16 protein-coding genes are annotated in these 19,392 nt (G+C 43.2%); 6 read left to right on the forward strand and 10 right to left on the reverse strand.

Features of this window, described 5'->3' with window-relative positions:
- Positions 1-142: 142 nt before the first annotated feature.
- Positions 143-3,400: a GH92 family glycosyl hydrolase gene (locus L0U88_RS10635; protein WP_234866031.1), complete on the forward strand. Its 3,258-nt coding sequence runs from the start codon at positions 143-145 to the stop codon at positions 3,398-3,400.
- Positions 3,401-3,480: 80 nt separating this feature from the next.
- A complete protein-coding gene (locus L0U88_RS10640; RefSeq protein WP_234866032.1) occupies positions 3,481-4,293 on the forward strand; it encodes an SDR family NAD(P)-dependent oxidoreductase in 813 nt (270 codons plus the stop codon).
- On the opposite strand, the gene L0U88_RS10645 is transcribed toward L0U88_RS10640, so the two are convergent.
- The 4 genes from L0U88_RS10645 to L0U88_RS10660 are packed head-to-tail and all read right to left on the reverse strand — an operon-like array spanning position 4,266 to position 6,559.
- Complete coding sequence (locus L0U88_RS10645; protein WP_234866033.1) at positions 4,266-4,895, reverse strand: HNH endonuclease; 630 nt, start codon at positions 4,893-4,895, stop codon at positions 4,266-4,268. The two genes, L0U88_RS10640 and L0U88_RS10645, sit on opposite strands and share 28 nt — an antisense overlap.
- A gap of 9 nt (positions 4,896-4,904) precedes the next feature.
- Positions 4,905-5,312, reverse strand: coding sequence for a hypothetical protein (locus tag L0U88_RS10650; protein ID WP_234866034.1), 408 nt, complete (start codon positions 5,310-5,312; stop codon positions 4,905-4,907).
- A 36-nt stretch (positions 5,313-5,348) separates the two neighbouring features.
- Entirely contained in the window at positions 5,349-6,224 is an 876-nt protein-coding gene (locus L0U88_RS10655; RefSeq protein ID WP_234866035.1) for an AraC family transcriptional regulator, read from the reverse strand.
- 26 nt (positions 6,225-6,250) lie between these two features.
- Positions 6,251-6,559, reverse strand: coding sequence for a putative quinol monooxygenase (locus L0U88_RS10660; RefSeq protein WP_234866036.1), 309 nt, complete (start codon positions 6,557-6,559; stop codon positions 6,251-6,253).
- A gap of 138 nt (positions 6,560-6,697) precedes the next feature.
- On the opposite strand from L0U88_RS10660, the gene L0U88_RS10665 reads away from it, so the two are divergent.
- Positions 6,698-8,584: a CocE/NonD family hydrolase gene (locus L0U88_RS10665; RefSeq protein WP_234866037.1), complete on the forward strand. Its 1,887-nt coding sequence runs from the start codon at positions 6,698-6,700 to the stop codon at positions 8,582-8,584.
- On the opposite strand, the gene L0U88_RS10670 is transcribed toward L0U88_RS10665, so the two are convergent.
- A complete protein-coding gene (locus L0U88_RS10670) occupies positions 8,568-10,325 on the reverse strand; it encodes a hypothetical protein (RefSeq protein ID WP_234866038.1) in 1,758 nt (585 codons plus the stop codon). The two genes, L0U88_RS10665 and L0U88_RS10670, sit on opposite strands and share 17 nt — an antisense overlap.
- Before the next feature lie 231 nt (positions 10,326-10,556).
- Here L0U88_RS10670 and L0U88_RS10675 point away from each other — a divergent pair, with 231 nt between their 5' ends.
- The gene (locus L0U88_RS10675) at positions 10,557-11,174 is read left to right on the forward strand and encodes a porin family protein (protein ID WP_234866039.1); all 618 of its coding nucleotides are present in this window, start codon (positions 10,557-10,559) and stop codon (positions 11,172-11,174) included.
- Between the two features lie 122 nt (positions 11,175-11,296).
- On the opposite strand, the gene L0U88_RS10680 is transcribed toward L0U88_RS10675, so the two are convergent.
- Genes L0U88_RS10680 through L0U88_RS10690 form a run of 3 tightly spaced genes read right to left on the reverse strand, consistent with a single transcriptional unit; the run spans position 11,297 to position 12,970 of the window.
- The gene (locus L0U88_RS10680) at positions 11,297-11,674 is read right to left on the reverse strand and encodes a DoxX family membrane protein (protein WP_234866040.1); all 378 of its coding nucleotides are present in this window, start codon (positions 11,672-11,674) and stop codon (positions 11,297-11,299) included.
- Entirely contained in the window at positions 11,664-12,647 is a 984-nt protein-coding gene (locus L0U88_RS10685) for an SRPBCC domain-containing protein (RefSeq protein ID WP_234866041.1), read from the reverse strand. Before L0U88_RS10685 ends, L0U88_RS10680 begins: the two co-directional genes overlap by 11 nt.
- Entirely contained in the window at positions 12,644-12,970 is a 327-nt protein-coding gene (locus L0U88_RS10690) for an ArsR/SmtB family transcription factor (RefSeq protein WP_234866042.1), read from the reverse strand. Before L0U88_RS10690 ends, L0U88_RS10685 begins: the two co-directional genes overlap by 4 nt.
- A 116-nt stretch (positions 12,971-13,086) precedes the next feature.
- On the opposite strand from L0U88_RS10690, the gene L0U88_RS10695 reads away from it, so the two are divergent.
- Together L0U88_RS10695 and L0U88_RS10700 are read left to right on the forward strand one after the other, a co-directional pair.
- The gene (locus L0U88_RS10695) at positions 13,087-13,680 is read left to right on the forward strand and encodes a Crp/Fnr family transcriptional regulator (protein ID WP_234866043.1); all 594 of its coding nucleotides are present in this window, start codon (positions 13,087-13,089) and stop codon (positions 13,678-13,680) included.
- 63 nt (positions 13,681-13,743) lie between these two features.
- Positions 13,744-14,880, forward strand: coding sequence for an FAD-dependent monooxygenase (locus L0U88_RS10700; RefSeq protein WP_234866044.1), 1,137 nt, complete (start codon positions 13,744-13,746; stop codon positions 14,878-14,880).
- A gap of 63 nt (positions 14,881-14,943) precedes the next feature.
- On the opposite strand, the gene L0U88_RS10705 is transcribed toward L0U88_RS10700, so the two are convergent.
- Together L0U88_RS10705 and L0U88_RS10710 are read right to left on the reverse strand one after the other, a co-directional pair.
- A complete protein-coding gene (locus L0U88_RS10705) occupies positions 14,944-16,641 on the reverse strand; it encodes a caspase family protein (protein ID WP_234866045.1) in 1,698 nt (565 codons plus the stop codon).
- 11 nt (positions 16,642-16,652) lie between these two features.
- Positions 16,653-19,379, reverse strand: coding sequence for a hypothetical protein (locus tag L0U88_RS10710; protein WP_234866046.1), 2,727 nt, complete (start codon positions 19,377-19,379; stop codon positions 16,653-16,655).
- Positions 19,380-19,392 lie beyond the last annotated feature (13 nt).

Below are 19,392 nucleotides of genomic sequence, written 5' to 3' on the forward strand. Positions count from 1 at the left end.
TAGAAGTGAGAAGTGAGAAGTGAGACCTGGAACGAAAAGCCTCAATTGCCTGCTGGGTAATTGAGGCTTTTGCGCAAATTGAGGGCAGGGGGAGGCGCAGATCCTTTTTCGGGTGCAGCAGATTTCTTATTTTCAGGGCCGTATGAAACAGGCTCTTTTTTCTTTAGTAGCAACTGCAATAGCGGGGTGCGTATTTGTTCCTTTTTATGCTGCTGCGCAAGCGGTCCAAACAACCCAGGCAACAACTGTACTGAACTTCGTTAATCCCTTTATTGGCACTACCAATGCCGAACAGCCTACCAAATGGGGAGCAGAAGGGGGAACCTATCCCGGTGCTGTAGCGCCCTGGGGAAGAGTGCAATTAAGTCCGGAAACAAAAACCGGTGGACTGAAGGGATATGATTACCGCGACTCCATCATCTATTTTTTCAGTTGTACCAATCATAGCAGCGGTTACCCGAACGGTTCTGCAGGAAATATGAAAGTGCTGCCACTTGCGGATTCCAGGTTTCGAAAGAAACCCAGTGCCGGCCGGCCTTTTCGTCATAGGGAGGAAAATGCTCAACCGGGGTATTACCAGGTTCAGTTCACTGATGACCAGGGTACTGCAGAAATGACTACATCCGTTCGTACCGGGCTTTTCCGTTTTCGTTTTCCCAATGGTGTATTACCACGGATCTTTTTGGGCGATATGGGTAAACTCATACCAAGATCCAAGCGCCTCCTCTATAGTGAACGCCAGAACCTGCTGCTTGCATTTCCAACTGATATGATGGGCTTGGAACCTGTTGAAGATGGTGTGATCCTGACTTTTTCACCCCGCTCCGCTGATAACTCGGTGTTGATGAAATTATCAGTATCCTCAGTTGATGAAGCCGGGAGTATGCGAAATATGCAGCGTGAATGTCCGGATTGGGATTTTGACGCTTTCCGGACTGGGAACCAGCAGCAATGGACAAACCTGCTCAACCTCATCCAGGTGGAGGATCCTTCTGAAGTAAATAAAACAAAGTTTTATACGGCGCTTTATCATTCTTTCTTGGTGCCCTGGATTATTTCGGATGTTGATGACCGTTATAGAGGAGCGGGTGGTAAGATTTTCTCCACGAAAGGTACTAATCAGTTCAGTAAATTCTCTCCCTGGGATACCTACCGAAGTTTACATCCCTTACTGGCACTGCTGGTTCCATCTGTACAGGAAGATATGATTCGTTCCATGCTGGACCATTTTGAACAAACAGGTAAATTGCCTAAGGGTCCGATGACCGGTTACCACTCGCTTCCGGTTATACTGGATAGCTGGCGCAAGGGAATTCGTGGATTTGATTTACAACTTGCCTGGAAAGCTATGCTGGCTTCCCTGGATTCCACTATGCAGGAACCTGATTTCGCAGAATACCGGCAAAAAGGATATGTGTCAGCAAATTTCTCTGAATCAGTTACGAAGACGGTAGAATTTTCCTATAATGACTGGGTAATGTCGGAAATGGCAAAAGAAGCAAATGATTCAGCCAGCATCAGTTTTTTTAGTCCGCTTGCATACAGCTACCGTAACCTGTTTCATTCACCCAGTGGATTTATCCTGCCCAAAAAACAGGAGGAATTCATAGTTGAACCAGAGAGTAACGGGTATAAAGAAGGGGATAAGTGGATCTATAGTTATGTGATACCTCATGATGCACGGGGACTTGTAAACCTGATGGGAGGGGATTCCGCTTTTATTGCCAAACTTGATTCCGCGCTCACAACCGGACTTTTGCTATTTGATAATGAACCGGCATTTCATGTACCTTATTTATTCAATTTTACAAATCAGCCTTCCCTTTCACAGGCATGGGTACGCGAAATTATGCAGGAAAAATTTTCTGCTGGTCCGGGTGGTATTCCCGGCAACGACGACCTTGGTTCCATGTCGAGCTGGTTTGTTTTTAGCGCCATGGGTTTTTATCCGGTAGCAGTAGGGGCTCCTGTGTATGAAATCGGATCTCCTCTGTTTAAACAGGTAAAACTGCAACTGCCAGGAGGCAAAACAGTTGAAATAAAAGCAGCTTCGAATTCTGTAGAAAATATCTATGTACAAGGACTAAGTCTCCGTGACAAACCATTGAATCAGTTATTTCTGCACCATGAGGAGCTTGTTACGGGAGGGAAATTGGTATTTGAGCTTGGATCAAAGCCTGCGGATGAAAAATTCCAATCCACGCGGTTTTATGGCAGATCGGCAACGATTCATCCTGTACAACCGGAGCTACTTGGCTACTATATCAGGAAGCAGGAGGTAATGCCCAACGATTCAGTTTGGGTAATTTATACATTGCGAAATACTGGTGCTGATGGAAATGCTTCTGTTCAGCTTCTGGTAGACGGGCAACCGAAAAATATAAAAATGAGCTGGTTACCGGAAGGAGCCACCGTTACAGATTCAGTGCTGCTTCAGGCGTACCAGCCAGGTGAGCATACGATTCAATTGAATGAGGGACACCTTATTCCCTTCTCGGTGAAACTTCCTGCGGAGGCACCAGATCAAAAATTTTTGGTAAAGGAATTGAGGACTGTACCACTGGCTCAATACGGAACCGCGCATCGGCTAGATTATATCGTTCAAAATATAACAGGTAAAACAGAAACAGTGTTGCTGCCGGTATTGGTAAATGGCCGAAAGGTAAAGGATGAAAGTATTACACTGGAGGCTGGTGAAGAAAAAAGGCAATCTGTTCAAGTGCCGGCTGATCTTCCTGGAATTATGCAGGTTCAGATTGGAGATAAGGCTGCCTCAGTTAAAGTTTTTGAGCAAGCTCGGGAGAAAATGATATTGGATATCTCGATGGGTAAAGCGAAGCCGGGAGAGCAAATAAAGGACGGATCGGGGCTTGGAAATCATGGCTTATTCAAACAGGAAACCCGGCTCATGGGAGATAATACTACCCAAACCATTCAATATGTACAGTTTGAGAATTCTCCAAGCCTGGATGAACTGCAGGATGAAATTACTGTAATGGCCTGGGTATTACCAGGAAAACAAAAAGGTATGGCGGATATACTTGCAAAGGGAGATTTTATTGTACTGCAGCAGACAGGGCAATCCTTAAGTTTTTTTGCGGGTGGCTGGGGGCAGGGTTCCTGTGATATGCCCTTGCCAAAGGATTGGGAAAACAAATGGCATCATATTGCCGGTGTGTGTAAAGGAAGAATCTTTACCCTTTACATTGATGGTGTGAAAGCAGGTTCTTTTGAAGTAGACAGGGCAGTGAATTTGTCGAGTCGGCTGCGGTGGGTAATGGGAGGTAATGAAGAGTTTCCTGATCAACGTTATTTCAATGGCAAGATTAATGGGTTTAAAGTATTTGCGGCTGCCTTGAATGCAGATGAAATTGAAGAGGAAATGCTGCCGATGGAATAAAAGCAACAGCAACTCATATATTGATATTTATCATTTTTACTGGGTGAAAACTTGTCTAATCTTGTTGAAACAAAAGGATGATGGCAAATTCAACACAGAATCGATTGCTTCGTGATTACGGTCCCTGGGCCCTGGTGACCGGAGCCTCTTCAGGAATTGGATACCAGATTGCATTGCAATTAAGTGAGATTGGATTTAATCTGGTAATTCATGGTCGTAATACAACTGCCCTGGAATTAATGGCCAATGAAATTCGGTACGGAGGAACGGAGGTTCTTGTGATTTCAGGTGATCTTTCTAAAGAAAAGGACAATGAGAGGCTGCTGGAAAGCACTGCCAATTTACCAATTGGTCTATTAGTGGCATCAGCGGGATATGCTACCTCTGGTTTGTTTGCTGGCAGCAAGCTGGATGAAGAGATTGATATGCTGCAGGTTAATGTGCAGGCAGTACTGACACAGGTACATAATTTTATCCAGCGATTCAAAAGCAGAAAGAGAAGTGGAATTATTTTAATAAGCTCTATCGTGGGCTTTCAGGGCGTTCCATATGCTGCACATTATGCCGCAACCAAAGCATATGTACAAACGTTGGGAGAGGGGTTGTCAAGAGAACTTAAAAAGGAAGGAATTGATATATTGGTTGCTGCACCCGGACCTGTTCATACAGGATTTGCCGGTAGAGCGAAAATGAAAATGAAGCAGGCTTTACAACCGGCAGATGTGGCCCGGGACTGTCTGAGCAATCTTGGAAAAAAAAGCACATTGAAGCCAGGTTGGTTAAGTAAACTGTTATATTATTCTTTGGCAATGTTACCGAGGGCCGGAAAAATTCGCATAATGGAAAAAGTTATGAAAGACATGGTTCAGCGAAAGTCCGATTCATTGGCTTGAAGTTGCTTTCTTACAAATTCAATGAGTTGAGTCCGATCCTCCGCAGTGGTTACGTATTCCTTTTTGTGAACAGGCTCCTGGAGGAAAAGAGCTGCCGTATTTTTTCCTGCAAACGCTGTTTCAAACTTGACTATAAAGCCAATCTCTCCAAATAGTTCGATATAACCAGTCATCCAACCAGTATGCTCGCGGGCTTCCAGGTAAATCAGGTGTATTGGCAATTCAGGATAAAAGCGGGGTACTACCCGGAAATACTTTTGTATGGAATCATAGTGTAGGATTCTGCTAGCAGGTTTCCATTTCCAGAAGTAGAAGTTGGCAAGAATTTTATGCACAGCCAACATCACCATTTCTGATGTAAATGACTGAGGCTTCCAATCCTGGCTGGAATTGATTCTGTCTGGTTGTATACCAAATTTATCCAATTGATTCCGGCAGTATGCTACAAGAGCCTGGTCAATTGTACTTCCCGCTTTTTCATTGCAGGCTTTGCAGAGAATCCGCCGGCTTTTGGTAGAGCCACCCAGTGCGCTGGGAATAATATGTTCCCAGGACTGATTTTTTCGATTTAACAGTGCATGACAGGTATAGCAGGTGGCCATCGCTGTAAATTACTTGATTTGCCTCATCAGTAAACGTATATGAATCAAGGCAGCCAGAAGAAAAAATGCGGGGATATAAGGTGGTTTGATTTTCAACGGCAAGACTGCTGCGGGAACTGCCGGATGCAGGTGTACATACATGCCGGTTGCCATCATCAATACAAGCAGTGAAGCTGAAGTAACTCCCATAAATCTGATTTTTTCGCTGCTGAACTTTTTACGATTGATCACCGTCAGTAACAACATAGCACCTACTCCTATTTCACCAATAATGCCCAGCCAGTAAGCGGCAGTTCCAAGTCCGCTTGAACTAATCTGGGTCTGGTACCAGGAACGAAAGGGATCTATAAATTTGAGGATACCAAAAACAAAAATTGAACCACCTAAGAAGGCAGCAAGAAAATGGATCTGTTTCATAAAGTAAAACTACTGATGGCCAATCGGAAAGAATGGTCAGTTTTGCTCAAAAGCTGGTCTGTTTGGTTCAGGATCCGGGCGATTGTTTCTGAATTCCATTGGTGAATGGCCTGCCCATTTCCGAAAAACTTTAGTGAAATGTGAAGGGTCCTGAAATCCGGTACGGTATGCTATTTCACGAACGCTAAGGGAGGAGCGTAACAGTAAGTTGCAGGCTTCCTGGATTTTTCGTGATTGAATGTATTGTGCCGGACTATCCTGGTAAATTTTTTCGAAATGTCGTTTAAAGCTGGAAAGGCTCATGCCGGTTAAACGGGCGAGGTCATTGATGCTTGCACTTGAAAAAATATGTGACTCAATGATTTCCCTGAACGAGGCAAGTTGAGGGGAAAAGAGTTGATCAATCAAATCATTAATGGATTTGGCATAGTTTGTTTGTACTAGCAGTAAAACCAGTTCACGAATTTTGCCGGTTAATATCGCATCGTTGGTTAATTCAGGTGATTCAAAGTAGATAATAAGAGATTGTATAAATGCCGCCAACACCCGGGAACTGGTTGCTGGAGAAATAATCGATGTGGCTGAGACAGTTTTTATCGTTAATTGATCATCCTGCTGAATCAGTTTTTTGAGAAGATCTTTTGGTAGATGAATGGCTACAACGGTTGCATGGGTTTGATCTGCCTGTTGAAGGAGTTCTGCAAAATAAATTCCACATTTAAGCAACAGGTTCTCCCCTGATTGCATGCTTTGAGTTCCATTTATGGATTCAAGTTCAAGACTGCCTTTGTTCAAATAAAGCAGGCAGGCTTCATTTGGGAAAATAGCTTTGTGCTTAAAAGGAGGTTCAATGGTTAGTTTTTCGAAAACAACCTGGCCATTGATTTGTAAAATCTGTCGTTGACTGATCATGGTTTGTAAATCTCATGATTTTTCAATTATTTATCTTCCGGTTTTCTCGCAACTCCTATTATTGATACATCAATCAGCTCAAGAGATTTCACCATGTCCTTAACGGTTTCCTTGTATTTCAGGAAATGAGCTGTTTTGATGTGCGACAAATAGGCACTGCTATCAGCATAAATTTCAAGAATGGTGATCCGGTGCGGAGCTGTTTTTTCGGCTACCGCATAATAGGTTAGCACTCCTGGTTCCTTTATTATAGCTACTTGCATTTGTTCTCTCAACGCTTTGTTATAAACTTCAACTTGAGTGGGATCCACTTCAATTTTCGCCAATCGCACCATTTGATGTGAAGATTGAGCTAATGAGCAGAGGCTGGTTGCCAAAAGGAAGACAAGTAAAAAAGAATATGTATTCATTCGGCTGCTTTTCTACTAAGGTACTTTAATGGAAAGCTGCTTTCAAATTCTTACATTCGGATTATGAAAAAGATATCCCTGCTCTTTATTGGCTTTCTGCTGGCATTCCAGCTGTCGGCTCAGGATACAGCTGCTATTTACCGGAAACTCGATTCCATCGCCATCATTGACCAGAAGGTTATGATGCCCATGCGTGATGGCATCCGACTTGCTACGGATATCTATCGCCCCAAAGGCAATCAGCAAGTGCCGATTGTATTCAGCCGCACACCCTATAACTTCAATACCTGGGTAGATGGTAAGATGACCACGCGTACCCTGGAAGAAGCCTATGCTGCCGTGAGCCGGGGATATGCATATGTAGTACAGAATGAGCGCGGACGCTTTTTTTCAGAAGGTGAATGGGATATCCTGGGTACGCCGCTTACCGATGGTTACGATGCATTCGAATGGATGTCGAAACAGTCCTGGAGTAATGGAAAGATCGGACTGATCGGTTGTTCCTCTACAGCTGAATGGCAGATGGCTGCTGCCTCGCTGAATCATCCGGCATTGGCAGCAATGGTAGCACAGGGATTTGGCGCCGGAGTAGGCAGGGTAGGAAAATTTTTTGAGCAGGGAAACTGGTACAGAGGCGGAGCCCAGCAAATGTTATTTACTGCCTGGTTGTATGGAACACAACACGATCTGTATCGCCCCAGGCTTCCCAAAGATATCAGTCAGCAAGACCTGCAGCGCATTCAGCGTTTTTATGATATGGGGCCGGAAATGCCAAGAGTTGATTGGGCAGATAAACTGAAGCACCTGCCAGTAAAAGATATCATAAAAAATGCACAGGGATCAACCGGCATTTATGATAAGATGATCGTTCGAAAACCCAATGATCCGGCCTGGTTCCAGGGAGGATTGTACCATGATAATATGCCGATGGAAGTACCTGCTTTCTGGTTTGTTTCCTGGTACGATGTATCCTCGGCTCCCAATATTGCACTCTTTAATCATGTGCGCAATACAGCGAAGAAGCCTGGAGTGGCAGATAACCAATACCTGATTATAGCACCTGTTTTGCATTGTTCTTATAAACGTGCTACTGAAAATACCGTTGTTGGAGAAAGGAGTGTGGGAGATGCGCGACTGAATTATGATGAACTTACCTGGGGCTGGTTCGATATGCTCCTGAAAGGCGAGCAAAATAATTTTAAGACCAGCAATCCGCGAGTTCGGTACTATACCATGGGTAGCAATAAATGGCAGCAGGCGGAAAGTTTTCCTTTGCCTAATACCGAAATGCGCAGCTTTTATTTAAATAGTGGTGGCAGCGCTAACAGTCGGCTTGGAGATGGTATCCTGAGCATCAAAAAGCCCGGTGCAAAGAGTAAACCTGACAGGTTCACCTATGATCCGATGAATCCTGTTCCCTCATATGGCGGAAATGTTTGTTGTACAGGAAATGCCATCCAGGGAGGTTCCTTTGATCAGTCTGCCATGGAATTGAGAAATGATATCCTGGTATACACTTCGGAGGAATTAAAAGAAGGGGTGGAGGTAACGGGATTTATTGAAACCTCTTTATATGTTTCATCAACCGGACCGGATACAGATATCACCATTAAACTGATTGATGTGTATCCGGATGGCAAGGCCTACAACCTGGATGAAACGATTCAGCGCCTTCGCTACCGGGAAGGATACGATAAGGAAGTAATGATGGAAAATGATAAAGTGTATAAGGTGGATCTAACGCCGATGGTCACCAGTAATTATTTTGCGCCCGGTCACCGGATTCGTATTGAAATTTCCAGCAGTAATTTCCCCAGATTTGAGCGTAACCTGAATACAGGTGGTAACAATTATGATGAATCAGAGGGTAGAGTAGTGGAGAATACCATTCACCATTCTGCAAAATATCCATCTGTAATCCGGCTGCCGATCATCAAAGCTGGAAATTGATGCAATCAAGTTCCAGTTCTGCCAGTTGAAGGTCCTTTTGAAATTGTTCCGGGTACTGAATACTTCCTGGAGGCAGGTTCAGATAGTATCGGATTCCGAGATACAGGTTTTTTAGGAAGGTACGGTAGTAGGATTGATTCCTTTCAAATAATCCGGAGGTTTTATCTTCCCCGATTTTTTCTTTTAAAAAATCAATATAGAGATGCAGTTCCGCAATAAACATATGAGGGCGCACTGGATTGGTAACAATATCTGTGCGGCCATAAATATGGTCAGTCATGGTTTGCAGAGAAACCAGCTTTGAAAAATTTACAATGTTTGGGCCGGGACAAATGGTTACTGCATCCAGTTTTTTTACAAAGGTTTGCTCATAATTTATGGCCGCTGAATTACTCAAGCCAACACATAAACATTCCTTGTCTAAAACTTCTGTAGTTTGGCGCTTATATTCAGCTTCCGGTAAACCCAATGTTTTTAACTGCTCCAGTTTCAGGCGCTGGTATTTTTTCGAAGCTGTACAAATGGGCTCTTCTGTGAATTCAGTATTGAATGCAAGGTGTTTTTCGGTGCAGGGACTGCCAGGATTATTTCTCTCGATTCTGCTTTTCCTTTCTTTTTCTGCACTGGTTCCTCTAAGATAGTGAAAACGTACGCCAAGCGGAGAACTATTGCTTAAACTCAGATCACTTTCTCTGGCTTTGCATAAAAGTTCCAGGGTTTCTTTGTCAACTGTGGTGGCTTCAGGAACCAGCAAAAAGGGAGTACCCCAGCCAGTGCTGTCCATTTCATAATAGCTGTGAAGCAATTCATCTTCAGCAGCAGTTCCAATACCGCCCTGAACAGAAAATTGAATCGGTGGAGGAACTGATAATGGCTGCTTTTTTTGAAGGACCAGACTCTGATTAAACATTTCAAAAAGAGTATCTGTTAATTCCTTTCGTTTTGCTTTGAATTCATCCAGAATGGGACCAAGTAAGATTCCATCCGTAGCAAATGCATGGCCTCCACAATTCAGGCCGGATTCAATCCTGAACTCACTAACCCAGCGCCCTTTTTTGGCCAGGTATTTACCCTGGATCAGGGCAGATCTGTAATCACTTACCTTGATAACAATTTTCTTGTCAAAGCTACCCTGTTCATTTAGATCGAAAGCTTTACTGGTACCGATAAAATTGAATAAACGGGGGTTTAATCCCGCTGAAAATACAATAGATGAATTCCTGAGATCACTCTCTGCATACCCTTTCAATGCTGTGACAGCATCTGAATCCCGGTCCACTTTGGTCATAATATTGACATCAATGGATCCTGCAATAATGCTTGATCTAAGGTGTTTTTCAAGTGCTGTTTTTTCAGCCGGACTGGATGCTTTTTGAAAATTTTGATAGGCTTGTTTTAAGGGATTGGAATCCGGCAGCATTTCAAAATACTTAACGATTTCTGAACCCGTTTCAAATGCAGACTGTTTGAGTTGATCCATCTGTTTTTTCACCAGCTCGTTCAGCAGATTCAGGTAATCTGTAATACGTCTGCTACGTGCATCCGGTTCCTGTGCGGTGATGGGCGTATAATTTAGATTATGGAGTGTATAATAATGCTTCCGCATCATTTCAACCAGTTTGTCTTCAACAATCGAGACAACGGAAGAAATACCAAATCGGGCTACTTTCAGCGGACTGTCGATAGTAAATGCCAATCCCATTACCGGAATATGAAACCGGTGCAAATTACTCTGTTGCATAAGTGGGGGCAATGGTACGGTAGAATATTTCTATAGGATATGATTTCCGTCATATAAGGAAGTAATGTCTGTTATTTTGTGCTAAATGAATTTTTATTATACCATACAATATGAAGTGTCTGGATGGTATCGGTTTTAGGCAAAAGCAATGGCTGTCATGATTTTTGGTGGAAAATTTGGATTCTATTATTCTTCTATTATTTTTGAGCCCATTAAAAACTAACTTTTTCTATGAAAAACAATTTCCTTAAGCCACTGGTATTGGCCTGTTCCTCCTTTTTTCTAATTTCAACTGCTTCTTTTGCTCAGGTTAGTGTAGGTCCTGAAGCCGGGTTTACTGCTTCTGGCTTGTATGATCAGGATGCAAATACTTACGCAGGTGTAAATTATCAGCTTGGGGCAACTGCACATTTTCAATTGAATCATTTCCTGGCTGTTCGTCCCTCGGTTTTGTTCCGTGCGGGCAAATTGTCGTATGAAGGATGGGATGAATTTAAGCTGAATCGCATCTCAGTACCTGTTCCCATCATGTATTCTCATATTTTCAACAACAACAGTACAATCTTTGCTGGACTGGGTCCGAATTTTATGTATACACTGTCCGGGAAATATTCCTATGATGGAATTACTGAAGATATTCAATTTGGAAAAGGTGAGGGTGAGATGAAACGAATGGATATTGGTGTGCAGATTAAAGGAGGTTACCAGTTTGCAAATGGTATTGCACTTAGTACTTTTTTCAACTTTGGAACAACTAATTTGTCAAATGTCGATGGACAAAAACTACGCTCACTGGATGCTGTAGGATTTTCCGTAGGTTGGATGTTTGGTAGTCATTCTTCCGAATAGTCCTCTGAACCCTTTTTATTAGGGTTGAAGTGTATGCCAAAGAATCAGAAAAGTCAGGCTTGTCCCAGGGATAACCTGACTTTACTGTTTGCTTGTTTTTTTCACCGCATAATGAAAGAAAATCAGCGAATAAGTTGAAGAAACTTGCTTCGATTTTCCCACATAATCCAGCCTATTACTGCCCATATTATCAATGCCATAATAAGTCCGTCCGGGGCAACCGTCAGGTGTGTCAATAGTACTCCTGTCATAACCGGGAAAACGATTAACAATCCTAGCGCGCGGGTCCGTGGAAAAAGGATTAGCAGTCCGCCCGTTAGTTCAGCGCTGGCAATCAGTGGCATTAGCCAGGATATCTCCATAAGTGCCATGCTATCTTTCATTAATGGTTCCGGCAGGTTTTCAGGTACCGGCATGTAATTGAAAAATTTGTTGAGGCCTCCATTGATCAGGAGCAATCCGAATAAAACAGAAACAATATTGAAAATTTTATTTTTCATGGGTAGGTTGTTTTTGATTATTAACATGAATCATCCAGTTGATACCAAACTTGTCTGTGAAACTTCCGAAATACGCACCAAAGAACATATCCTGCATGGGCATTTCAATGACACCGCCTTCCGAAAGCGCTTTGAATATCCGATCTGCTTCTGTTCTTGATTCGGGTTCCAGCTGGATGTGCATATTGTTACCCTCTGATAAAGTGAATCCCATTTCTTTGGGCGCGTCTGTACCCATCAGGATATGTCCACCAAGTATAGGTAACTCTACATGTAAGACCATGTTTTTTATGTTTTCGGCTACTGGTGGGTGCGAGGAATCAGCTGGGAGATCTCCAAAGCGTTGGATCCCATTTATAAACTCAGATTGAAACACATCCCGATAAAAATAGAAGGCTTGGTCTGTGTTTCCTGCAAAATTGAGATAGGTCGAAACCCTGGCCCTGGAATCTGTTCGGTTTTTCTTTCGCAGGTAAAATTGTGCTGCAATATATTGATCCAGGTTTTCCAGTCCGGCTGTAAATCCTTCCTTGAAGCCCATCTGAATAATAGTTTCCAGGTCTTCCAGTTTTTCAAACTGTAGTTGTATGCGCACCAGGGTTTGCTCTTCGGCAGGTTCAAAATCATTGCTCCATTGTACCCGGGGTTGAGTTTCGTTGATGATGCCCTGTTCATTGCAGAATGCATCCATTCCTGAAAAATGTTTTAATGGTATGATTTTTTCAAAATCAAAGAGGCTCCAGTGTTTTTCGCCATCGGGTCCCTGCATATAATAAAACCAGCGTCCTCCTTCCCTAAAGTTCATTGATTGGGTGACCGCCTGCCAGGGTTTGGGGGCCCACCACTGATCAAGAATTTCGGCTTCCGTCCAGGCAGCCCAAACCAAGTCTACCGCTGCATCAAAGGAGCGTTCCACATGGATCCGTTTGTTTTCTTTATCTGTTCTAAATTCAAATAGGATGGTTTTGTTCATCGTTTGGTATTTTTTAGGTTTCTAAGTACATCATCCAATTGATCGAATCGTTTGGCTAATAGTTTTTTGAATTGCTCCAGCCATTTTTCGATCTCTTTCATTTTTACTGTATTCAGGTGATAGTGAATTTCTCTGCCCTGTTGTTCCTGGGTAACGATTTCACATTCCGACAGAATCTGCAAATGCTTCGATACAGCCTGCCTGCTGGAATTAAAATGCTCCGCAAGGGCATTGGGTGTCATAGATCCAGCTGCCAGTAACAAAATAATAGCTCTGCGGGTGGGGTCGGCTATCGCCTGAAAAACATCTCTTCTGCTATTCATAGTTTTACATGCTACCAAATGGTTGCATAAATATATGCAATTATATGGTTGCGCAAATTATTTTCAATTTTATTTTTCGATCTGCATTAATTTCATTTTGCATTCAGCAGTAATACATGAGCAGTTGTTTATCTCCGATACTAAAAAAATCACTTGCTTTTCAACTTGGACTTCCTATGGATCGGTTGGAGGAATTTCTTGGTATATGTGTGTTTGAAAAACTGGGTAAGAATCAATTGGTATATCCTGGAAACAGGTGTTTTGATCGGCTTTATTTTATCGTGGACGGTGCGGTTCGAACCTTCTATCATACGGATATGGATGAGGAAATAAGTTATCTTTTACAGGTAAATGGAGATTTTTTTGGTGATTATGAAAGTTTTATTACCGGACAGAAATCAAGGTTTACCATTCAGGTAATGGTTGATTCCGAATTCTTTTATTTTACCAAATCAAGTTTACTTACACTTGTTAATCGGGAAGCATTCTGGCTGGAGTTTAAATCAAGAATCGCAGACCTGGCCTTTCTGGACGCAAAAGAAAGAATTAATGAGCTGTTGTTCTATAATCCTGAAAAAAGATACCTTAATCTGCTTACAAAGAATCCGGAGATCGTTCAGAAAATTCCACAAAAATATTTGTCGAGTTATCTTGGAATTACACCTCAATCCTTAAGCAGGATACGAAAACGACTGGCTGCTGGGTGCTGACTAATTAACAATGGTTAACGCGGTATCGGTTGCCTGCCGGTAGCTTTGTAAAAAAAAGAAAATATGCAGGTTGCAATTGTTGGAGGAGGAATAGGCGGACTAACCACTGCGCTGGTACTTAAGAACGCAAATATCCCATTTACGTTGTATGAAGCTGCCTCCGAAATCAGGCAGGTAGGCGCAGGTATTATTCTGGCCAGTAACGCGATGCAGGTGTTAGCAAAGTATGGGCTTGATCAACTACTGTATTCGAAAGGCCATCGAATAGATACTATGCTAATAACAGATGCTGGCCTTGGAACTCTTTCCCAATTTTCGCTAAAAGGATTCGAGCAGCAATATGGATTACAAAATTTGGCCATTCATCGGGCGCACTTGCATGAAATACTTTGGAAAGAAGTGGGAGGTCAGCATATCAAACTGAATAAAAGACTCCACTCGGTTATCCGGGACGGGAACAATTTTGTACTAAGTTTTGAGGATGGCAGTACTTCCCTCGTTACGCATATTATTGGGGCGGATGGTATCAAGTCAAAAGTGAGAGAGCTCTTGTTCCCGGCTGTTCAATACCGTTCTGCTAACCAGGTTTGCTGGAGGGGAGTTTTAAATTTTCAACTACCGGTAAGTTATGAGCATGGTGCAGTTGAAGCCTGGGGAAAAGGTAAAAGGATGGGATTTGTTCAAATCAATGAGCAGGAAGTTTATTGGTATGCGGTTATCAATGAGGATATGATAGCCACGGATCAAACGGTGGATTTACCTGCTTTGTTCAGGGAATTTCATCCCATTGTAAAGGATTTGCTTGAACAAACTTCACCTGACAAACTGATCAGGGGGCCGCTGTATGATATTCAGCCTTTCACTACCTGGAATCAAAGCAGGGTCTGCTTGCTGGGTGATGCTGCACATGCCACCACTCCCAACCTGGGACAAGGAGCCTGTCAGGCCATTGAAGATGCATTTGTGCTGGGTGAATTACTAAAAAAAGGAACGCTGGATCAGGCAATTGAGTGCTATCCGGCTGTTCGCATGGAGAAAGCTCATTATGTAGTGAATACATCCTGGCAGCTGGGAAAAATATCTCATCTGACGAATCCTGTTGGAATGGGTTTGCGAAATTTTGTGCTGAAATACCTCACGCCAGATTTTGTCAATCGCAGACAATTGGACAAGTTGTTTAAGTTGGATACAATACGTTAAATAAGTATGCACTGCCAGTATCATATAGAACCGGACTGGCAGTGCATTATAGTCAAACAGTGGTCAATACTCCATTTCTTCCATCATCCGCATTGAATAAGTTGCCACACCTGCTTTGATGTAGAGTAAAATCACAGATCCCTTATCCGGCCGGAATATCCCCGAGGGCGAACATTCATTAGCTGTCTGAAATTTTTTGATGGCTGCGATAGTTCCTGAACCACATATTCCATCAACCAGAATTCCGGGTGTACCTCCCTCTGCTGCTGAAATCTGACTTAACAACTGTTGAATCAGTCTGACATCAGCAGCTTGATTACTGCCACCGGACCCAACCGATTGCTGGATCCTCTTATTGGTGGTTTCATCTCCGCCGGAAACCGGTTCATTCCCGGCATCCGTATCCGGTTTGGGTGTCTCTTCCACTACTTCACTAATTACCTGGAAGGAGGGGGCACTTGCATACTGGTCGTCGGGGAAAGAAACTTTCCATCCATTCCAGCTGTAGTCAACCGTTGATCCGATTCTGAAATAGATTACCGGTGCATTTTTTAACGCATCCCAGGCATAGGATTTCATGGTATAGGTATTGCCCGATTCCAATGCATAGCCATTTTGTTCGTCTGAATAACTGGCATAGAAATTACTGCTGTTCCTCCTGCTTTCGTGATTGGCTGCATCAAACAATTGATTGTCGGTCGCAAATTCAACATAGTATTGAGGATTCCCAGCCTTATCCACCTGGAAACTTGGTGGCATACTGGCAGCATTCCAACTGGCCGGCGCCTGCATGGAGGGTAAGGCGGATGGGGTTGCGTTTGTTGAAGTGCCACTGCCTGTACCTACAATACAGAAGGGACGCTGTGCTTCAAAAGGAGCAATATTACTGCCAAGTGTCATGTAGTTGGGAGTTTGATCTGCTGGCATATCTGCAATAATGGTATCATAAAATGTTTTGTAATGGCCTGTAAAGGCACCATTGTTCCAAACTTCCAGCAGCCTTCCTGTGAATACGCCATTGGTAGCGCCATCACCGCTTAACTGGTTGTCCTGGCACCCGGAAATATAAATTAGAGAAGCTGGAAATTCATTGGCTGCTTTTGCATTACGGGTCAAAAACTGTATGTTCTGGTAGAGGGTTTTATTCTTCACATAGTTCTGCAGACTCGCAGCAATCGGTATGCTTTTCCTGGTTGGTCCAACCAGCACAGACCGGGAAGGATGTTTTTCGAGTTGGCGATTGAAAATTTCTATGTCCGATTCGGTGAAGGTTTTTCGCAAGGATCGTTTACCCGGATTTTTATCATGCATGAAATTCAATAATAACATACGTACCATGGAGCCACTATGACAACTGTCGGACGTCACAAAAATCCGGACACCTGCCGCAAATTTTTTCCAGCAGCTGAATAACTCATTGTCAATTAATTGCCGGTCGTACAAAACCCATGTTTCATTCATCCCATCTTCTTCTTCGCCGGTTTCATCCGGCACCTGACTACCATGACCAGAATAGGTCAACAGGAAAATATCTCCACTGCAGAGTTGCGAAGATGCTTCGTTTATTTTTTGCAATACATTCATGGCAGTTGCCTGGCCGTCAAGCAATTGATCCGTTGTACTGAACCCGGCTTGTTGCGCAATACTCTTCATGGAGTTGGCATCATTGATGCACCCCGCTAAGTCCGGAATGGTGTATCCGGGATACTGGCTGTTGTCCACCCGGTTGAGTCCGATGTGGAGGGAAATTCCTCTTGACATAATTTGATTTTTTAAAGGTTGATTGATATGAAGTTTCCTTTTTCGCTCAGGTCCTGTTCTGAATAGTTGGTTGTTGGTAGCGTTTCTGTACTGTCGGTTTTGACAAGTTTGCTGATTTTATATTCAATGATTCGCTCCATCAGGAAATGGGTTACCGGCATTTGAATATATACTTCCTGGCTGCGTTCTTCTGCTGATAATTCTAATTTTTGCGCCTCCGTTTGTCCTTTTAGTTTAAAGCTTATTTCAATTCTTGCGAGGCCCGATTCTTTAAAATCCGCTGTGCAAATAAAAATCACCTGGCATTGCACGTCTTCTATGTATTGATTAATCTGTTCCAATTCTACAGGTACAGGATCTACCAGCACGTAATCCGCAATGAATCCCTGGTAATCCAGTTCAGGTACCGTTTGCTCAAACTCTTCGAAGGCATCCAGTTCTGCTATCAGTTCCAGTTCTTCCTCTTTTTCTGAGTCGAGCAGCCCGGTAATTCCTGAAAGCTGTAACCTGGATTCTGTTAAATTGGTTAGCTTCAACTTACCCTTACCATCATACGAAAACACACAATGCCCTTTGTTCCATTCTCCTCCGATATGCTGCAGACTTGGCATTATTCGGCTACTGTATTTTTCCTGTTCCGGCAGGTTAATGGTTAGCAGGCCGTTGATGGCATCCCGCTTAAGCATTTCCAGTAGTATCAAAATAGAACTGATATCGGTTTCAATGGTCATTCGCAGGTATTCACCATATGGATAAATATTGGTTGTTGTGCCCGTCATTTGATCCATCGATAATACTGTTTCACTTGTACCCATCGGGATTTCCGTCAGGTAATGGAGCTGAGGCAGATAGGGCGTCAGTTTCGCACAGGCCTTTTTTAAAAGATGCCGTTGAACCAGGCTGATATCCGGAATTAAGGTAGCATCCAGCACCCATTTACTGGTTCCGGAAACGGCATCCAGTGTTGAATAGAGCAGGATCATTGGTTTAAGCAACTGCCTGCCGTTTTCTTCCACCGCCTGCCTTCCGATTACGTATTGGGTGGGAACAACAAGAAAATCATTGGGTACATTGGTCGACCGGTAAACCTTATACTGATCAGATTCAAGGGAAGCAATCGGGGTATAGAGCACTGGGGATACTTCTCCCAGTTTATAGGCTTCCTTACATCCGATAGCTGTAAAACCAGCTCCTGATTCCTCCTGGTAATAGGTTCCAAAATCAGTGCAGGGGAAATGCAGGTCAACTCCAGAGGATCGTACATAACTCTGGATTTTATACTGTACTGCAGGTTCGATCAGTTGTGCCAACACTACAGGTTGAAGAAGGGTTTCGATTCTGCTATTCCAGGCCGGTTTCACTCCACGATTCAATTTCGTCAAGGATAATTTTGTTCCAACTATTGAGTTTAATTGCAATAATTGCGGTTCCAGTTTTGAGTATCCTGAAAATGCCATTGCCACCTGCAACTTCAACTTTGGTTGGTTGCCGGAAATCGCTGCATAACACATTCGGATCGCATTGTTGAGTAAACGAAATACCAGTTGTGTTTGCCCATTTTCAAGCAATGTTATTTCGCCTGGAGATAGTTGCAGGTTTACGGTTTCCTGTGCGTCATTTACATATGGAATCGTCAACAGGTAGCTGATTTGATCAAACTGAATGGCAGCAATGCTTTTTCCTGGAAATGCTGCTTCTGCTTTTGCTTTCAGCGATTCAGAAATGCCATGGTTCAATGTCACCTGGAGCGATCCTTCCAATACCGGTTTCCCATTGCTTTCTGTCAGTCCCGTATTCCGGAATATAAACCGAAAGGCAGCCTGTTCTGGTGGTGTTTGCAAGTTGGGTATCACCAATTGGGGTTCTGTCAGTACCAGTACTTCCTGTTGATTTCTCCGGTTCAACCAGTACTGGGATGACTCATCCGTTACGATAGGATAATCTTTAATTGTTTCAGCTCCGGAAATAGCAATGCTCCAGTTGTTCAGCAAATGCAGTTTGATCCTGTTATCATACTTTAATTGATCCTGTTTTTGAATGGCTGATATTGGTAGTGCTACAGTAGCTACCTGTGCAAAGGATGCATTCAGGATTTTTCCTTTTTCCATCTTTCCTGATGCCGTGGTTTGAATAGCTCTTGTTTTATCACTTGTTTTTATTTGTTCAGGGATCAGCCGGTAATTGTTGTAAGGCGGATCAAAATATTTGAACTGTACCTGGTATTGATCAAATGCCCGGATCAACTCTTCCAGCAGTAGCTTGCTGTTTATCCTGTACTGATGCTGGCTGTCTGGAGCAACTACATCCGATACCAGGTGCAGGATTAGACCGGATTTTTTTTGTTGTATGGCCAATAACAACGCATCGGCAGCTTTGGCATCCAACACACCTTGCAAACTGGTTGCTGTTCCGGAAAATGTTTTTTCCAGCAGCAGCCGATTGGTTGCACCTTCATTCAACAATAATTTTATTACTGTATTGGTTCGGATGAACCTTTCCTGTTCAGTAGTTTCCGGTAGTTGCAGGGACAGCCGGATTTGCAGTGTTGCCCGTTCAAGTTTCCTGTAAGTAGTTGGATCTTTATTGGGCAGGTATTGATCCTGGAAAAAAGTAAAAGCGTTGTTGCTGCCTATCAGACTTGGATAAATACTGATTCTGCCCAGGTCTTCTTCAAGGTATGGCCAACCTGTACCATTTGGCAGGCGCATGGTTTTTTCCTGTAATAGTTCAGTAGACATGGCAACAACGCTT

Origin of the sequence: Flavihumibacter fluminis (assembly GCF_021491375.1) — a bacterium.
Taxonomy (GTDB): Bacteria; Bacteroidota; Bacteroidia; order Chitinophagales; family Chitinophagaceae; genus Flavihumibacter; species Flavihumibacter fluminis.